The organism is Oceanimonas sp. MB9 (assembly GCF_011319775.1).
In the GTDB taxonomy this organism is placed as follows: domain Bacteria; phylum Pseudomonadota; class Gammaproteobacteria; order Enterobacterales; family Aeromonadaceae; genus Oceanimonas; species Oceanimonas doudoroffii.
In genome coordinates this window covers 1,230,638-1,247,893 of record NZ_VFBE01000005.1, presented here as the reverse complement: position 1 = coordinate 1,247,893, position 17,256 = coordinate 1,230,638, and the positions used below count along the sequence as shown (strand labels likewise).

At 57.3% G+C, this 17,256-nt stretch carries 13 protein-coding genes; 8 read left to right on the top strand and 5 right to left on the bottom strand.

The window, feature by feature from the left end:
- Window positions 1-282: 282 nt before the first annotated feature.
- Window positions 283-3,258, top strand: a complete 2,976-nt coding sequence (gene rne, locus OJHNALOF_RS09120) for a ribonuclease E (RefSeq protein ID WP_165661809.1) — start codon at window positions 283-285, stop codon at window positions 3,256-3,258.
- Window positions 3,259-3,328: 70 nt separating this feature from the next.
- On the opposite strand, the gene OJHNALOF_RS09115 is transcribed toward rne, so the two are convergent.
- Entirely contained in the window at window positions 3,329-3,817 is a 489-nt protein-coding gene (locus tag OJHNALOF_RS09115; protein ID WP_165661808.1) for a low molecular weight protein-tyrosine-phosphatase, read from the bottom strand.
- 716 nt (window positions 3,818-4,533) lie between these two features.
- Here OJHNALOF_RS09115 and OJHNALOF_RS09110 point away from each other — a divergent pair.
- The 7 genes from OJHNALOF_RS09110 to thrS all read left to right on the top strand — a co-directional run bounded on the left by OJHNALOF_RS09110 (window position 4,534) and on the right by thrS (window position 12,768).
- Entirely contained in the window at window positions 4,534-4,989 is a 456-nt protein-coding gene (locus tag OJHNALOF_RS09110; protein WP_165661807.1) for a (2Fe-2S)-binding protein, read from the top strand.
- Window positions 4,990-5,015: 26 nt separating this feature from the next.
- On the top strand, window positions 5,016-7,211 hold the full coding sequence (locus OJHNALOF_RS09105; RefSeq protein WP_165661806.1) for a xanthine dehydrogenase family protein molybdopterin-binding subunit: 2,196 nt from the start codon (window positions 5,016-5,018) through the stop codon (window positions 7,209-7,211).
- A 626-nt stretch (window positions 7,212-7,837) separates the two neighbouring features.
- Window positions 7,838-8,242 carry an RNA polymerase-binding protein DksA gene (dksA, locus tag OJHNALOF_RS09100; RefSeq protein WP_094199416.1) on the top strand — a complete coding sequence of 135 codons (405 nt, stop codon included), beginning with the start codon at window positions 7,838-7,840 and terminating at the stop codon, window positions 8,240-8,242.
- A gap of 228 nt (window positions 8,243-8,470) precedes the next feature.
- A complete protein-coding gene (cysS, locus tag OJHNALOF_RS09095; RefSeq protein ID WP_165661805.1) occupies window positions 8,471-9,877 on the top strand; it encodes a cysteine--tRNA ligase in 1,407 nt (468 codons plus the stop codon).
- Entirely contained in the window at window positions 9,874-10,110 is a 237-nt protein-coding gene (gene yidD, locus OJHNALOF_RS09090) for a membrane protein insertion efficiency factor YidD (RefSeq protein ID WP_165661804.1), read from the top strand. The genes cysS and yidD overlap by 4 nt, the downstream gene beginning before the upstream one ends.
- A gap of 94 nt (window positions 10,111-10,204) precedes the next feature.
- Complete coding sequence (locus OJHNALOF_RS09085) at window positions 10,205-10,765, top strand: carbonate dehydratase (RefSeq protein ID WP_094199418.1); 561 nt, start codon at window positions 10,205-10,207, stop codon at window positions 10,763-10,765.
- A 2-nt stretch (window positions 10,766-10,767) separates the two neighbouring features.
- A complete protein-coding gene (thrS, locus tag OJHNALOF_RS09080) occupies window positions 10,768-12,768 on the top strand; it encodes a threonine--tRNA ligase (RefSeq protein WP_165661803.1) in 2,001 nt (666 codons plus the stop codon).
- A gap of 121 nt (window positions 12,769-12,889) precedes the next feature.
- On the opposite strand, the gene OJHNALOF_RS09075 is transcribed toward thrS, so the two are convergent.
- From OJHNALOF_RS09075 to OJHNALOF_RS09060, 4 genes are all read right to left on the bottom strand, one after another.
- Window positions 12,890-13,996 (bottom strand): NADH:flavin oxidoreductase/NADH oxidase, encoded by a 1,107-nt coding sequence (locus OJHNALOF_RS09075; RefSeq protein WP_165661802.1) that lies wholly within the window; start codon window positions 13,994-13,996, stop codon window positions 12,890-12,892.
- 144 nt (window positions 13,997-14,140) lie between these two features.
- Complete coding sequence (locus OJHNALOF_RS09070) at window positions 14,141-14,386, bottom strand: hypothetical protein (RefSeq protein ID WP_165661801.1); 246 nt, start codon at window positions 14,384-14,386, stop codon at window positions 14,141-14,143.
- Between the two features lie 426 nt (window positions 14,387-14,812).
- On the bottom strand, window positions 14,813-15,058 hold the full coding sequence (locus OJHNALOF_RS09065; RefSeq protein ID WP_094199421.1) for a hypothetical protein: 246 nt from the start codon (window positions 15,056-15,058) through the stop codon (window positions 14,813-14,815).
- 232 nt (window positions 15,059-15,290) lie between these two features.
- Window positions 15,291-17,246 carry an AsmA family protein gene (locus OJHNALOF_RS09060; protein ID WP_165661800.1) on the bottom strand — a complete coding sequence of 652 codons (1,956 nt, stop codon included), beginning with the start codon at window positions 17,244-17,246 and terminating at the stop codon, window positions 15,291-15,293.
- Window positions 17,247-17,256 lie beyond the last annotated feature (10 nt).

Here is a 17,256-nt window from a genome sequence, read left to right as displayed (position 1 = left end):
TGCTAAGGCTGTGGGTAAAGTGTGATAATGCGTGAGTTTTTCGTGTCTTCCCGGTTGGGGGGACACACACCCAAACCCCGGTATAACCGTTTGGTTCGCGACCTTTGGGCTCTCTCCCTTATGACGTGATACACCTGAAAAATGCGCCTCATGCGTAGCCAGCCGGGAGGCTGTAATGACTACGCTGACAGACTCGAGGCCGGTGTCAGTCGGAGCCGGATGGTCAATCCGGGTAACACGACCACTGTAAAAAACAGTAAAAACATATAAAAAGAGTACTCAATGAAAAGAATGTTGATTAACGCAACCCAGGAAGAGGAGTTGCGCGTTGCCCTGGTGGACGGGCAAAGGCTGTATGATCTCGATATTGAAAGCCCCGGCCACGAGCAGAAAAAAGCCAACATCTACAAAGGCAAAATCACTCGGGTCGAACCCAGTCTGGAAGCCGCCTTTGTTGACTACGGCGCCGAACGCCACGGCTTTCTGCCCCTCAAGGAAATCGCCCGCAACTATTTTCCCTCCGGTTACACCTATCAGGGCCGCCCCAATATCAAGGAAGTGGTCAAGGAAGGTCAGGAAGTCATCGTCCAGATCGACAAGGAAGAACGTGGCAACAAGGGCGCAGCCCTCACCACCTTTATCAGCCTGGCCGGCTCCTACCTGGTACTGATGCCCAACAACCCCCGCGCCGGTGGCATCTCCCGCCGCATCGAGGGTGACGAACGTACCGAACTGAAGGAAGCCCTGTCCCGCCTCAAGCTGCCCGACGGCATGGGCCTGATTGTGCGCACCGCCGGTGTGGGCAAGTCCGGCGAAGAGCTGGAGTGGGATTTGAACGTACTCAAGACCCACTGGACCACCATTCAGGAGGCTGCAGAAAGCCGCCCCGCTCCTTTCCTGATCCATCAGGAAAGCAACGTGATCGTGCGCGCCATTCGCGACTACCTGCGCCGGGACATCGGCGAGATCCTGATCGACAACCCCACCGTGTTTGAACGTGCCAAACAGCACATTCAGCTGGTACGTCCCGACTTTATCAACCGGGTCAAGCTGTATGAGGGCGACGTGCCCATGTTCAGCCACTACCAGATTGAGAGCCAGATCGAGTCAGCCTTTCAGCGGGAAGTGCGCCTGCCCTCCGGCGGCAGCATTGTCATCGATCCCACCGAGGCACTGACCTCCATCGACATCAACTCCGCCCGCGCCACCAAGGGCGGCGACATTGAAGAAACCGCGCTGCAGACCAACCTGGAAGCGGCCGAGGAAATTGCCCGTCAGCTGCGCCTGCGCGACCTGGGCGGCCTGGTGGTCATCGACTTTATCGACATGACCCCGGTGCGCCACCAGCGCGAAGTGGAAAACCGCCTGCGCGACGCCGTGCGCCAGGACCGTGCCCGCATTCAGCTGGGCCGTATCTCCCGCTTCGGCCTGCTGGAAATGTCCCGTCAGCGCCTGCGTCCGTCGCTGGGCGAGTCCAGCACCCATGTGTGCCCCCGTTGTCTGGGTCAGGGCACCATTCGTGACAACGAATCCCTTGCCCTCGCCATTCTGCGCCTGATCGAGGAAGAAGCCCTCAAGGACAACACCGGGCAGATCCACGCCCAGGTGCCGGTGGACGTGGCCGCCTACCTGCTCAACGAAAAGCGCAAGTCCATTGCCAATCTGGAGAACCGCTACAAGGTCGACATCTTCATCATTCCCAACGAGCAGCTGGAAACGCCGCACTTCGACGTGACCCGAGTACGCAGCAGCGACGTGGAAGAGGTCACCAGTTTTGAGCTGAAGACCGAGGTGGAGCAGCCGGTTTACCAGCCCCGCCAGCATCAGGCCAAGCCCAAGAGCGAACAGCCGGCCCTGCAGGGCTTTTCTGCCCCGGCCCCGGCACCGGTGGCCCCCAGCCGTCCCGAGCCGCAGCAAGCCCAGCCTCAGGTTCGTCAGCCCGGTCTGCTGAGCCGCCTGTTCTGTGCCATTGCCGGCTGGTTCAAGGCCCCGGAGCAGGCCGAGACCACCGCGTCTGAGCCGGCCCCGGCCAAGCCCGAGCGTGGCAACCGCAACCAGCGTTCCGGCGAACGTCGGGATCGCCGCGAGCGTGGCGATCGCCGCTCCAACAACCGTAACCGCAAGCCCCGCGACGAAGAGCGCAGCCAGAAGCCGGCCCCGGTCGCCGCCACTCAGGAAAGCAGTGAGCAGAAGCCTGAGCGCCCGCGTCGTGAGCGTCGCAAGCCCCGTCGCGAGCAGCAACAACCCGAGCGCGCCGCCCGCCAGCAGCAGGAGCAATCCCAGCCGGTCCGCGAGGTTGAAACGCCCCGCCCCGCCGAGGTGACCACCCAGCCGGAAGCCCAAAAAGAGCAGGCTCGCGAACAGGCCGTGGCCGAGCGCCGCCAGCGTCGTCAGCTGCGTAAAAAGGTACGCCTGGACAGCGAAGGCCGCCCTCAGGAGCAGGCTGCCGCTCCGGCAGAAAGCCAGGCTACCGAACAGGCCGAGGCCCCGACGCGCAAGGAGCAGCCCCGTACACACCAGCGTGCCCCCAAGCGCAAGCGCATCAATGAAGACAGCCGTCGTCAGCGTCGTGAGGAAAGCATTGCGGCCCTGATCGCCGAGCAGGGCGCCGAAAAGTGGGTGGCCAGCGAGCCGCAGCCCGAAGCCAAGCCAAAGCAGCCGGAAATGGCCGTTGAAGCCAAGGCCGAGGAGCCCAAGCAGCCGGAAGTGACCGTTGCAGCCAAGGTCGAGGAGCCCAAGCAGCCGGAAGTGGCCGTCGAAGCCAAGGCCGAGGAGCCCAAGCAGCCGGACGTGGCCGTCGAAGCCAAGGCCGAGGAGCCTAAGCAACCGGAAGTGGCCGTCGAAGCCAAGGCCGAGGAGCCCAAGCAGCCGGACGTGGCCGTCGAAGCCAAGGCCGAGGAGCCTAAGCAACCGGAAGTGGCCGTTGCAGCCAAGGCCGAGGAGCCCAAGCAACCGGAAGTGCCCGTAGCAACCACAGCCGAGGAGCCCAAGCAGCCGGAAGTGGCCGTTGCAGCCAAGGCCGAGGAGCCCAAACAGCCGGAAGTGGTTGCCAAAGCCCAACCCGAGGCCGCTGCCGGCCGTTACCTTGCCGCCCGCAAGGCATCAGCCCCCATGGCCAAGCCTGAGGTCGTGGAAGCCGTGCCCTATGTGAAACCGGACTACCCGCCCCTGGTGCGCCAGCCGATCGCCACCAGCGGCCGTCAGGGAGGCTCCGTCAACGCCCGCAACCAGGCCTCGGCTCCCATGGCCAAGCCCTGATTACGGCGCAAACGTAAAAAGGCTCCTTCGGGAGCCTTTTTTATTGCATCACTTAACGCCGCAGCTTGGCCTACGGCACCCGCAACGTCTTCAATACCCCGTCACACGCCGCTTCCACCAGATCCAGCACATGCTCAAAGCCCTGTTCACCGCCATAGTAGGGGTCCGGAACTTCCTGCTCGGGGCCGTTCGCATAGCTCGGCAGCAGTTTCACCTTGTGTTGGTGCTCCAGCGGACATAGCCGCAATAGATCTTCCAGGTTACTGCGATCCGCCGCCAGCACCAGGTCAAAACGGGCAAAATCCTCCACCGTCACCTGCCGAGCCCGCATGCCGGAAAAGTCATAGCCCCTCGCCTCTCCCGCCGCCCGGGCTCGAGCATCGGGTCCGGAGCCGGCGTGGTAGCCGATGGTGCCCGCCGAATCGATGGTGAGATTCAGTCCGGCTTGGGTCGCCTTGTGACGAAACACCGCCTCGGCGGTGGGTGAGCGGCAAATATTGCCCATGCAGACCATAAGGATGGCAAGGTTAGCCTCATGCTTTAGTTTTTCATCAGTCATTCCAATACCTATTTTGAGGTTAATGAACAAAAATAACGATTACCCCCTGGGTTGCTGGCTATTTCGGGGGGATTTTTCATATAAATAGCAGTTCTGATGAGCCCTGCAGCATAACTCAAAAAATGGCATAGAAACATGAAATACAAGGAAAACCCACGATACACCTCTGCTTAGCCACCATTTCAATCAGGTGTATTATGATAGCATTCTATATGCCTTAAAGGCCCTTTCGTCAGGCTGGCCTGGGTTGCCAACAGACTGTATAGACAGGTTCTACCACCTTCGCGGAACGCCATCTTCATAAAGTAATTTGAGCGCAACTAAATGTAACGCCACCAGGTTCAATTACAACTTTATTAAAGCTCATTGGCATTAACCCCACAAAAACATGAAGCCAACTCCCTAACCATGCCTTTAATGTCATTCATTTTAAACAAGCTCTGTTTCCTTATGAATATTTGGAATTACCTTAAAGCGGGCGAAAATTGAATAAAGCATTGATAAACAGTGGCATCCTCCAACACCCAACAGATTTATTCATTCACGTCAACAAGTTACATTTTTACACAAGCAGTCTCTAAGAGTCATTCCACACACAAACTTCATGTTTGTTATAATTATTGGCCCTCAAGATGATTCACCAAGAGAGAATCATGGCTCTTTTTCTCTTCGGAGAGAGGAGCCGCTAGCAACATCCAAAACGCAGGAGAAGCCACATGCCAGTAAGCTTGAATGTAAACGGTGTTGACCATGACATTGATGCATCGCCGGATACGCCCATCCTCTGGGCAGTGCGTGATCATCTGGAAATGACCGGCACCAAGTTCGGGTGCGGCCTGTCGCAGTGTGGTGCCTGTACCGTGCACCTGGACGGCCAACCGATTCGTTCTTGTGTCACTCCCATTCAATCCGCCGTCGGCAAGAAAATTACGACCATTGAAGGCGTACAAAGTCAGGTTGCGAAAGCGGTGCAGCAAGCCTGGGACGACGTGCAGGTGCCACAGTGTGGATATTGCCAGTCTGGGCAGATCATGTCTGCGATTGCGCTGCTGGAGAATAACCCGGCCCCGACCGATGACGACATCGATGCGGCCATGTCCGGCAATATCTGCCGCTGCGCCACCTATGTGCGTATTCGTAAAGCGATCAAGAATGCCGCTGCACAGCTGTAAATTGTTTGATTAAGGAGTGATCAATCATGCGTAGAATCTCTTTACCGAGTGAGGCCACAAACATCGCGCTCGACCGCCGCAAGTTTCTCAAAATCATAGGTAGCATAGGCGCTGGACTCACCTTGGGATTTTCTTTACCTGTATCACTAAGTGCCCGGGCGACGGAAGCCGCCCCTGCGACGGCATTATTTGAACCCAATGCCTTTGTACGTATCGGTACCGATAACAAGGTAACCGTCATGATCAAACACGTTGAGATGGGTCAAGGAACCTATACCGGGTTGACCACCTTAGTCGCCGAAGAGCTGGATGCCGACTGGGATCAAATGGTCGCAGAAGGGGCGCCTGCGGACGCCAATCGTTACAACAATACCTTCTGGGGGCCGATGCAAGGAACGGGCGGCAGCACGGCAATTGCCAACTCCTATCTTCAGATGCGTACCGCAGGCGCGGTTGCCAAAGCCATGCTGGTTGCCGCTGCAGCCCAACGCTGGAATGTGGATGCCAGCCAAATTCAGGTGAAGGCAGGCATTGTTAGTCACGGAGACCAGCAAGCCACCTTCGGAGAGCTGGCAGAAGCGGCGGCCGGCCAAGCGATACCCGATGAAGCCAGCGTGACACTGAAATCGCCAGAGCAGTTTGTATTTATCGGCAAGCAAACACTGAGTCGCAAGGACATCGGCAAGAACAATGGTACGGCCATATTCACCCAGGACATCAAGTTGCCGGGCATGTTAACGGCCGTGGTGTTACACGCACCAAAATTTGGCGCCAGGCTGAAAACGCTGGATGCCGCCCAAGCGAAAGCATCTACCGGAGTAGTGGACGTATTGACTATCTCAACGGGGGTGGCGGTACTGGCCAGGGATTACTGGAGTGCCAAAAAAGGGCGAGAGCAGCTCGCCGTGACCTGGGATGAAAGTGACGCTTTTACCAAAAGCTCGACGCAAATTATGGCGGAATACAAAGAGCTGGCTAAAAATAATGGCCTCTCTGCCCGCAGTGAAGGAGACGTGGTGTCTGCCTTGCAACAAGCGGCAACCGTCATCGACAACCACTACGAGTTTCCTTTTTTGTCCCATTCGGCGTTGGAGCCAATGAACTGTGTTGCACAGGTCACCGAACAAGGCTGCGAAATCTGGAATGGTGAACAATTCCAGACCGTGGATCAGATGAACATCGCTCAGTTGCTGGGCATAAAGCCAGAGCAGGTGACCATACACATGCTGCTGGCGGGGGGCAGTTTTGGTCGCCGGGCAAATCCTCACTCCGATTATTTGATTGAAACCGTAGAAATTGCCAGACAGAAAAAGGGAACGCCGGTCAAATTGGTATGGAGCCGGGAAGACGACACTCAGGTGGGTTACTATCGTCCGGCCTATGTGCATCGCATCCAGGCGGGCCTTGATGCCGACGGCAATATTTCAAGCTGGAAGCAGCACATTGTGGGCCAATCCATTGTCACCAACACGGCCTTTGAACCCTCATTGGTGAAAGAAGGCATTGACCATACCTCGGTAGAGGGAGCGTCAAACATTCCTTACGCAATTCCGAACTTGTCTATCGAACTGACCACCGTTAAAGAAGGCCCAACCGTTCAGTGGTGGCGCTCTGTAGGCAGCACGCACACCGCCTTCGCGATTGAGACCATGATTGATGAGCTGGCCGTGAAAACCAACCAGGATCCGGTGGCAATGCGCATGCGGTTACTGGCGAAACATCCTCGTTGGCAGGGCGTGCTCAAACTGGCAGCGGAAAAAGCCGAATGGGGTAAAACGCTTCCCGCCGGTACGGGCTTGGGGGTGGCCGTTCATGAGTCCTTCAGCACCTTTGTTGCCCAAGTGGCTCAGGTAACGGTCAAGGATGGCCACATTTCGGTGGACAAGGTGGTTTGTGCCGTTGATTGTGGCGTACCAGTGAATCCGGACGTGATTGCCGCGCAGATGGAAGGGGGGATTGGTTTTGGTCTGTCACCTACCCTGATGAGTGCCATTACCCTGGGGGAAGGTGGCATGGTGGAGCAATCCAACTTCCACAACTATCAGGTGCTGCGCCTGGATCAAATGCCAGAAGTTGAAGTGCATATCGTGCCTTCGGCAGAAGCGCCTACCGGGGTGGGTGAGCCGGGTGTTCCGCCTATTGCGCCGGCGGTTGCAAATGCCGTTGCCGCTGCAACCGGACAGCGTTTATACACCTTGCCTCTGAAACTGGCGACGACTTAAGTCGCCCTTTACAAAGGAGCAGTTGGCATAATTCACATTGGCTGGCTTAAGGTATAGTCGATGGCTAAATAGCTGCTCCGAATGCTGACGCACCAAAGGCAAGGAGCTCGGTTCGGACTGCGAGCGCTGATCAATCGCCAAACATGGTCGACTCGACATCCACCGGACTGAGTTCATGTCCATCCTAACCTCCCAGCCTCGCCCAAACCGACGCCAGTAGGGCATGCTCCCCAGCTTCACCCAAACGCCTAGCCGTCAACGAATGAGCATAATGGCCACAGCCATTCGCCTTCCGATAAGAGCCCCTGCACGCAGATCTCATCGGTACCATAGCCCCAAATGCGGTCAGCAGCTTCTGCCAACCCGCCTGTATTGCAGATGGACAGGACAGAGTCATTGATGCCAAAATTGTTACGTTATAACATATCTTAAGATAACCAACCCGATGTCTGCCAAGGAATTTAATGCCACTGAGAAAAATCAAGGGAGTGCACTCACCTCTTCTCAGCAGGCGATGCGGCGCCTCGGTGTCAGTGCGTTAACGAACCATTACACGACAAGGGGCAAGGTAGGAAATCCGGCTCCCTTTTCCGAATGGGAATGTGCAACAACATGAGGTGTCCCCCATGACCAAAGAAGAACTTCTCCAGCAGCCCGAAGACGCCTACATGAATGCTCAACAGCAGGAGTTTTTTCACGAGTTGCTGCTGAAGCAGCGTCGTGAATTGCAAGAGCGCATTGAGGAGGAATTCGATGGACTGCGCAAATACGAAATCGGCAGTGACCTCGCCGATATCGGCAGTACGGAAGAACAGCGCCAGGCACACCTGCGCTTGCTGGAGCGTGAAAAAAAGCTACTCAACAAGATAGAGCATGCACTTCAGCGATTGGCCCGTGGCGAATATGGCTGGTGCCAGGAAACCGGCGAGCCCATCGGGCTGCCCAGGCTGCTGTTGCGGCCAACCGCCACACTCAGCATCGAGGCCAAGGAGCGACAGGAGCTGCTCGAGAAACACCAGCGCCGGCACTGAATTGCCTGATGAGTATCGCCAGTGAATGAAGAACACGTATACCCGAAGCAATGAAGACCGCACTGTCCGATGCCTTCTCGACCAAGGCCGCACCGGGGCCACGCGCCCATCAATGGGCTATCGCCGTTCGTGCCTGGTGTTCATCACCCAGGATGTAAACCGGGACGTGATCGAAAACACCTTTCATGCCTTTCGGCAGGCGTTGCCACAGGCCAAGGAGTCCATAACATGACCTATCCCATCACTCTTTACAACACGCTCAAGCGGCAGAAAGCGCCTTTGCGTACCGGCCGCCCCGATCGCGTGACAATGTATGTATGCGGACCCACCGTTTACAACTACGCCCACATTGGCAACGCGCGGCCCGCCGTAGTGTTCGATGTGCTGGCCCGGTTGCTCAGACATGACTACCCGGAAGTGGTCTATGTACGCAATTTCACCGACGTGGATGACAAAATTAATCAGGCCGCCGCTGCCGCCGGCCTGCCCATCAGTGCCATCACCAATCGATATATCGATGCCTACCATCAAGACATGCGGTCGCTCGGGGTATTGCCCCCCGATCTGGAGCCCCGTGTCACCGCGCATATCGCGGACATCATCGCACTGATTGACACCCTGATAGCCCGTAGCCATGCCTATGTAGAACAAGGGCACGTGCTGTTCCATGTGCCATCCTACCCGGCTTATGGCCAGCTCTCGGGCCGGCGCGTTGAAGACATGCTGGCCGGCGCGCGGGTGGAAGTGGCCCCTTACAAGCGCGATCCCATGGACTTTGTGCTCTGGAAGCCTTCTACACCGGCGCTGCCGGGGTGGGACAGTCCCTGGGGTAGAGGCCGTCCGGGTTGGCATGTGGAATGCACGGCCATGATCGACAAGCACCTGGGTCACACCATCGACATTCACGGTGGCGGCCAGGATCTGATCTTTCCGCACCACGAAAATGAGATCGCCCAAGGCACCTGTGCGCACGGTGAGCTTTACTGCCGTACCTGGGTACACAACAGCTTCGTCACCGTAAATGGGCAGAAAATGTCCAAGTCTCTGGGCAATGTACTGCTGGCGCGCGAGCTGCTGGACCAGGCGCCAGGTGAAGCTATTCGCCTGGCACTGCTGTCCACCCACTACCGCAAACCGCTGGACTGGAATACACAACGCCTGCTGAACGCGCGAGAAACCCTGATCAAGTTCTACAGCAGCCTGCTTCAGGTTGAGCATGTTGACGTTCTGCCGCACACCCCGCCCGACCTTCGGGTGCTGGAGGCGTTGCGCAACGATCTCAATGTCTCTGGTGTCCTGGCCCGGCTGCGAGTACTGCTGACCCGGCTGGATGAAGCGGACTCGGATGACCGGCGTGCGCATGCCAAATCCGTGCTGCTGGCGTCCGCCGCCCTCATTGGGCTGTTGCAGCAACCGCCACAAACGGCCCTGGCCGAGCTAAGACCGGCGGCCGTGGAGCAACCAAGCGATAACGATCGCGTCCAAGACCTGCTGGCCGAACGTGAGCAGGCACGCCGTGACCGCGACTTTGCCAGATCGGATGCACTGCGCGCGGCATTGAAAGCCGAGGGTTTCCTGGTAGAAGACACACAATCAGGCCCCGTGCTGCGGCCTGTCGAGAAGGAGCTGGCATGACCCGCTGGCCCAGTCTGCTGCTGGTGCTGCTGGTACGCGGTTATCAGTTGTTTATCAGCCCCCTACTCGGCCCACGGTGCCGCTTTCACCCCACCTGCTCCCAATACGCCATTGAGTCGCTGCAGACTCATGGAGCGCTCAAGGGGTCATGGCTGACGCTGCGGCGCCTGGGTCGCTGCCATCCGTTGCATTCGGGCGGCTCAGATCCGGTGCCACCCCGACAAGAAAAATGATCGGTATTCGCTCACAAGCCCGCGGTGCAGCCGAGAGAGTGTTGAACAAGTCAAAGTGCAGTCAACGTCTGGCTGCAATAATGGAAGGACTTCTATGATTCGAAAAAATCCTCGGGGCGATCTGCCGCAAATCCACCCCAGTGCCTTTGTCGATCCCACCGCCATTCTGTGCGGGTTGGTGATCGTGGAAGAAAATGTCTTCATCGGGCCCTACGCGGTGATCCGTGCCGACGAAATGGACGCCAACGGCCACATCGATCCCATTGTGATCGGTGCGCATTCCAATATTCAGGACGGCGTGGTCATTCACTCCAAATCCGGTGCCAGGGTCAGCATTGGCCAGCGCACCTCCGTTGCGCACCGCGCCATCGTTCATGGCCCCTGCACCGTTGGCAGCAATGTGTTCATCGGCTTTAACAGTGTGCTGTTCAACTGCACGGTCGAAGACCGCTGTGTGGTGCGACACAATGCCGTTGTGGACGGTGTGCATTTGCCGGCGGGGTTCTATGTAACGTCAACCGAACGTATTGGCCCGGAAACCGATCTGGCCGCGCTGCCCCAGGTTCCCGTTGCCGCCAGTGAATTTTCCGAAGACGTGGCCCGCACCAACAATGAACTGGTGCTGGGTTACAAACACATCCAGAACGAGTTCTGAACATGACGATTGCTTACAGCGAACAAGAAGCCATTACCCTCACCCTGCCTGACGGCAGCCAGCGCCGTTTCGAACACCCCGTCTCGGTGGCAACACTTGCGGCTGAAATAGGCCCGGGCCTTGCCAAGCAGGCGATAGCCGGCAGGGTAAACGGTCGCCTGGTCGATGCCTGTGACCTGATCGACCAGGATGCAAACGTACAGATTATTACGCCCAACGACGAAGCAGGGCTGGAGATCATTCGTCATTCCTGCGCTCACCTGATTGGTCATGCCATCAAACAGCTCTATCCCAGTGCCAAGATGGCCATCGGCCCCGTCATCGACAATGGTTTCTACTACGACATCGCCTATGAACGCCCCTTTACGCCCGAGGATTTGGCCGCCATCGAGCGGCGCATGCGCGAGCTGATTGCCAAGCACTACGAGATAGTCAAACGCGTGCTGCCGCGCGACGAGGTGATTCGCCTTTTTCAGGAACGTGAGGAAGACTACAAACTGCGCCTGATCGACGACATGCCGAACGAGCAGGCTATGGGCATGTATTTCCATGAAGAATACATCGACATGTGCCGCGGACCTCATGTGCCCAACTCACGCTTTCTGAAGCACTTCAAGCTTACTCGCATCTCCGGTGCATATTGGCGTGGCGATGCCAGGAACGAGCAGCTTCAACGCATCTACGGAACCGCCTGGGCCGACAAGAAGCAACTTGCCGCCTACCTGCAGCGCATTGAAGAAGCCGAGAAGCGGGATCATCGCAAACTGGGCCGCGAGCTGGACCTGTTCCACTTTCAGGAAGACGCGCCAGGCGCGGTGTTCTGGCACCCCCGTGGCTGGTCCGTGTTTCAGGAGCTGATCGCCTATATGCGCCGCCGCCAGCAAGACGCCGGCTACGTGGAAGTGAACTCGCCCGACGTGATGGACCGCAGCCTGTGGGAGATATCCGGTCACTGGCAAAACTACCGCGACCACATGTTTACCACCGAGACCGAAGACGGCCGCGCGCTGGCGCTCAAGCCGATGAACTGCCCCGGCAGCGTGCTGCTGTATCGGCACGGACTGAAGAGCTATCGCGATCTGCCCATTCGCATGGGCGAATTCGGCAAGGTGCATCGCTACGAGCCTTCGGGCGCACTGCACGGCCTGCTGCGCGTACGCCATTTCACCCAGGACGATGCCCACGTGTACTGCACACCGCAGCAGATGGGTGCCGAATGCCGTGACGTGGTGGCACTGGTGCTGGACATCTACCAGCAGTTTGGCTTTGAAGACGTGAGCATCAAGCTCTCCACCCGCCCCGAAAACCGCATGGGCGACGACGCCAACTGGGATCTGCTGGAAGGTGCACTGGTGCAGGCGCTGGAGGGCATGGGGCTGGACTACCAGCTCAACCCGGGTGAAGGCGCCTTCTACGGCCCCAAGCTTGAGTTTGTACTGCGCGATGCCATCGGCCGCGACTGGCAATGCGGCACCCTGCAGGTAGACATGAACCTGCCCGAACGCTTTGGCATTGAATACGTCGACGAAGACGGCCAGCGCAAACGCCCGGTCATGTTGCATCGTGCGCTGTTTGGTTCGCTGGAACGTTTCACCGGCATTCTGATCGAGCATCATGCGGGCAAGCTGCCAGCCTGGCTGGCGCCGGTGCAGGCGGTGGTGCTTTCGATCACGGAGGAGCATGCCGCCTATGTGCAGGATGTAACGCAACTGCTGCTTGGGGCGGGCCTGCGTGCGAGCTGTGACGTAAGAAACGAGAAAATCGGCTACAAGATCCGTGAGCAAACACAGCAGCGCGTGCCCTTCCTGCTGGTGGCCGGCGGCAAGGAGCGCGACGCTGGCACCGTGGCCATTCGCACTCGCAATGGTGACGATCTGGGTGTGCTGCCACTGGCCGAGGCGGTAACGTATTTGCAACAGGCGGCCCAGGCCCCCGACGTCACTGCCCGCGCAGCGGCACAACAAGCCTTGATCAACAGGCTCGGTGCCAATGCCCAACACTAGGAAGACATCATGACTGAATAAAATAAGGGCGGCGTGGGCCGCCCCGAATTAGTGGGTGCTGCCGTTGAGATGCTCAGAAAAACAAAACGGCGCTTGATCAAGCGCCGTGAATTCACATGACTTATCTTTCATCAGACGGCGCATAGCGCTCGAGCCAGTGGGCATAAGGTGCAGGGAGCACCCACGAAGGTTTCTCTACGCCCAGCTTTTTCGCGGCATAGTAAGTCCAATGAGGGTTAGTCAGGTGCATTCTTCCCACCATGACAAGATCCAGCTGCTGCTTTTCAACAGTCTCGTTGGCAAGCTCAGGTGTATCAACACCCCATGCCGTGGCCACAGGAATAGCAGCTTCATTGCGTACGCGTTCAGCGATAGGCGCAAGGAATGCAGGACCCCATGGAATGCTGGCTTTCGGAATATTGAAGTTGACGCTGACATTTACAAAGTCGGCACCAATTTCTTTAAACTGTTTGATCAGCTCAATAGACTCATTCAGTGTCTGCTCGTCTTCACCGTCATATTCAATCACACCGAAGCGGACCGTTAATGGCAAGTTCTGCGGCCATTCTTCACGCACGGCACTCAGTGTTTCAAGCAGGAAGCGAGCACGGCCTTTTGCGTCACCGCCGTATTCATCGGTTCGCTTGTTGGCGTGCCTGGAGAAGAAACTTTGTGCCAGATAACCATGCGCAAAGTGAAGTTCAAGCCATTCAAAACCGGCCTCACGTGCACGCTTGGCACCGTTGACAAAGTCGCCTTTCACGCGCTCAATATCGGCCTTGGTTACTTCGGTCGGGGTTACCGGCAGGTGTTCACCAAATGCCACGGCAGAGGGACCAATGGGTTGCCAGCCCTTTTCATCTGTCGGCAGGATATGATCATCCCCTTCCCAGGGGCGGTTTGCACTTGCCTTTCTGCCAGCGTGAGCGATTTGAATACCTGCAACGGCGCCTTGATCTTTAATGCGCTGTGCAACACTCCGAAGGCCGCTTACGTGCTCTTCACTCCAAATACCCAGACAGTTTGGTGAAATGCGCCCTTCAGGAGAAACGGCGGTTGCTTCAACAATCACCAAGCCGGCACCACCGCGAGCAAGTGATTGGTAGTGTGCTTCGTGCCATTGATTGGTGAAACCGTCTTCTGCCACATACTGACACATAGGTGGCACAGCAATACGGTTACGAAGTGTTACGTCTTTCAGCGTAAACGGCTCAAATAACGCTGCCATGTTTATCTCCCTGTTAGAAATCAAAAAGCAACACAAGAAGCACCAAAGAAAACTTCGGTGCGTTGGAATCAATCATTAGTTACGCAGCTGGCGTTTGTATTTCGCATGCGTTGACGCAGCGATTGAAATACATGGCGTTGGCAATCAGCCACGGGCCTCTCGCAGCTTGGCCATGCGTGCATCATGGCGGTCGACGCCATCGCTGCCATTTTTCATGGCCAGATGGGATGAGGCCGTATTCGGCAGTACTTCTACACTCTGTGCATATTTACCATGAGAGTCACGCAGCTCTTTCATACGCTTCTCGTGACGGTCGATACCGTCGGCAGACGCAGCGCCTGTGACAAACAAGGAAAAAAGGGCAATCGCGGGCAGAATGTGTTTACGCATAATGATGTCTCTACTCAGAATTTGGTTAGCGGGATTTGTTGCTACCCGGCCATGATATTCGAGTCGAGGTGATGCTGTGTACCCAATCAGGCTTTGGAATCATTGTGAGTAAAAGTTGAATCAAAACCTGCCTGCATCATGCCCACACCTTGACGTAGATTTGACCTGTCGCACTTGATGTTCGATGGTCCGGAACATTAAAAAGCACCAAAACAGTGCAAATCGAACATTATTATTGAATGCTCAGGCGATCAATGCAGTTACTTACAACTTATTGTTTAAACGATTTCAAATAATAGTCGAATCATTGCTCGATGCTCAACAGGTTCAGATCGTGGCTTGCAGCCGGGTTCATCACAGGGCAATAGCCGAAGAACAATAAAAAAGGGGGCTGGCGCCCCCCTGAATCTGGATTGATGACGGGTATCAGCCACGCGCCTCGCGCAGCTCGGCCAAACGGGCCTCATGACGGTCAATACCATCACTGCCATTTTGCCGGGCCAGATGGGAAGGATCCTGGCTCGGCAACACTTCTACACTTTGTGAATATTGACCATGGGAGTCACGCAGCTCTTTCATACGCTGCTCGTGACGATCGATCCCATCGGCAGATGCTGTGCCTACGGCAAACAGGGAGAACAGGGCAATGGCGGGCAGAATTTGTTTACGCATAATAATGTCTCTACTCAAAATTTGGTTAGCGGGATTTTTTGCTACCCCGCTATGATATTTGAGCTGCCATGGTGCTGTGTACCCGCTCCCGCTTTGGAATTGTTGTAAGTAAAAGTTGAAACAACACCATGACCTTGTGGTAATAGCCTCAGCAGGATAACGCTCGAGGACAATAAAAAGGGCGGCTCACGCCACCCTGTTCTTTTTAATACCGATGCCGATGGCGGCCGGTTTACAGCCCCAGCTTGTCCAGCAGGCCGGGCAGCTTTTCATTGATCTTGTCGCCCAGCTCGCCATTCAGTTTTTCATCCAGCTTGCGTTGCAGACGTTCCGCTTCCTTGCCGGCCTTTTCCTTCAGGTAGAGGTCAAACACCCGTTGCATGTCCAGGCTGTAACGGGGCTCCTTGTAGCTGCCGCTGATGCGCACCGGCACGGTAATATTTTTCAGCTCATCCAGGGTTTCGCCATCCTGGCCCTTGAGGGTGCCAACAATGGAAGTGTTCAGCAACACGTCAAGGGAGTCATTCAGCAGGCTGGTTTCCCCCTCGCCCCGCACCCGCAGCAGCGGAGATGCCAGACGCAGGTTATCGGTACTCACCTTGCCTTCGCCAATGGCAAAATCGGCGGTCAGGGCACTGAAATCGGTTTTCTGGGCTTCCTGCTCTTCCATCACCGGCTGACCCTTTACCTGGGCATAGGCCCGGCGGATCATGGCCGCAATATTGATGCCTCGCAGGGCACCATCGGCAAATTCCACCCGGCTGGTACCGGCCAGGCTTTCCTTGATGGCCTGGGACGACAGCCCCCGTCCGGTGACATTCAGATCCACGCTGGCACGCCCTTCGAGGGAGTCCATGCCGGCGGCATCGTTCAGCAATTGATAGCCGTCCACCCCCTTCAGCTCGGTTTGCAGGGCAAAACGGGCCGGCGTAGGATTGGCGTTCAGGCTGACGGTGCCGTTCAGGGTGCCATCATACAGCCGGGCGCTGATCTGCTCGGCCGAGGCCTTGCCCTGGCGCACCTTGATGTTCAGCTCGAGGTTTTCCATTTCCATGCCCTGCACCTTCAGCTGGTCGGCACTCAGACGGCCCTGCACATCCAGGGTTTTCAGTATGGACAGATCCGGCTCACTGGAAGCCACGGACGGCGGCAGGCTGGCTCCCTCGGCGGGCACCTCGGCATTATTGTCGGTGGCCGCGGCACCACTGACTGCGCCGCCCTGCTCACTGCTCCATTCGGCGCTCAGCTGCTCCAGATCCAGCAGCGGGGTATGCAGATCAAAACGAATCTGCGGTACATCGGGGGCATGGTTGACGTTCAGCTCACCATCCAGCGCCAGCGAGCCCACCGTCATGTTCACACCGGTAAAGGCGGCCTGCTTGTTGGCAATGTGATAGGCCAGATCGCCGCTCAGTGTCAGCTCCTTGTTGCCGGGCACGGCACGGCCGGTCGCCCCCAGACTGACCAAGAGGTCGTCCAGCCGCAGCCGGTCATATTCCGGGGACAGCCACAGCCGGCCTTCGGCGTTCACATTGCCCTGCACCGCATCGGAAAACAGGTTGCTGGAGAAACCGAAGGGGACTTCTTCACCCGGGGCGAAACGATCCAGGGTCAAATTAACCCGGTTAAGCCGGGTCAGGCCGGCATTACGTTCGTCCTGCAGCAATACTTCGGCGTCGACCACCTTCACCCCGGCCAGGCTGACAAACTCCAGCCTGCGAGCTTGCTCAGGGGCAGACTCGTTTACGTCGGGTTCGGTCGTTTCGGCGTCCGGAGCCGCGGCTTCACGCTTGTTCAGCCGCTGCAGATCGTCGAGGTTGGTGGAGCCGTCCTTGCGGGTGATCAGATGCAGGCGGGCGTTGCGCAGCACCGCCTGCCCCACTTCCAGCCGATTGTCGAGCAGGGGTTGCAGCGCCACATCCAGGCTTACCTCGCCCACCGACAGGGTAGCGCCTTGTTCGAAACCGGCCGGGTTCAGCAGTGCGGTCTTCCCAAGGGTGAAACCCACGGACGGAAAGAAGCGCCAGCTCAGATCCCCTTCTATCACCAGGGTGCGGCCGGTTTTTTCCCGTGTCTGCTCCACCAGCAGACGCTTGATCCTGTCGGTGTCTACCAGCCGGGTCAACGCAAAGGCCCCCAGCAACAACACCAGCACGAGTATCGCTAGCGCATATAGCCATTTTTTCATTATTTTTGTC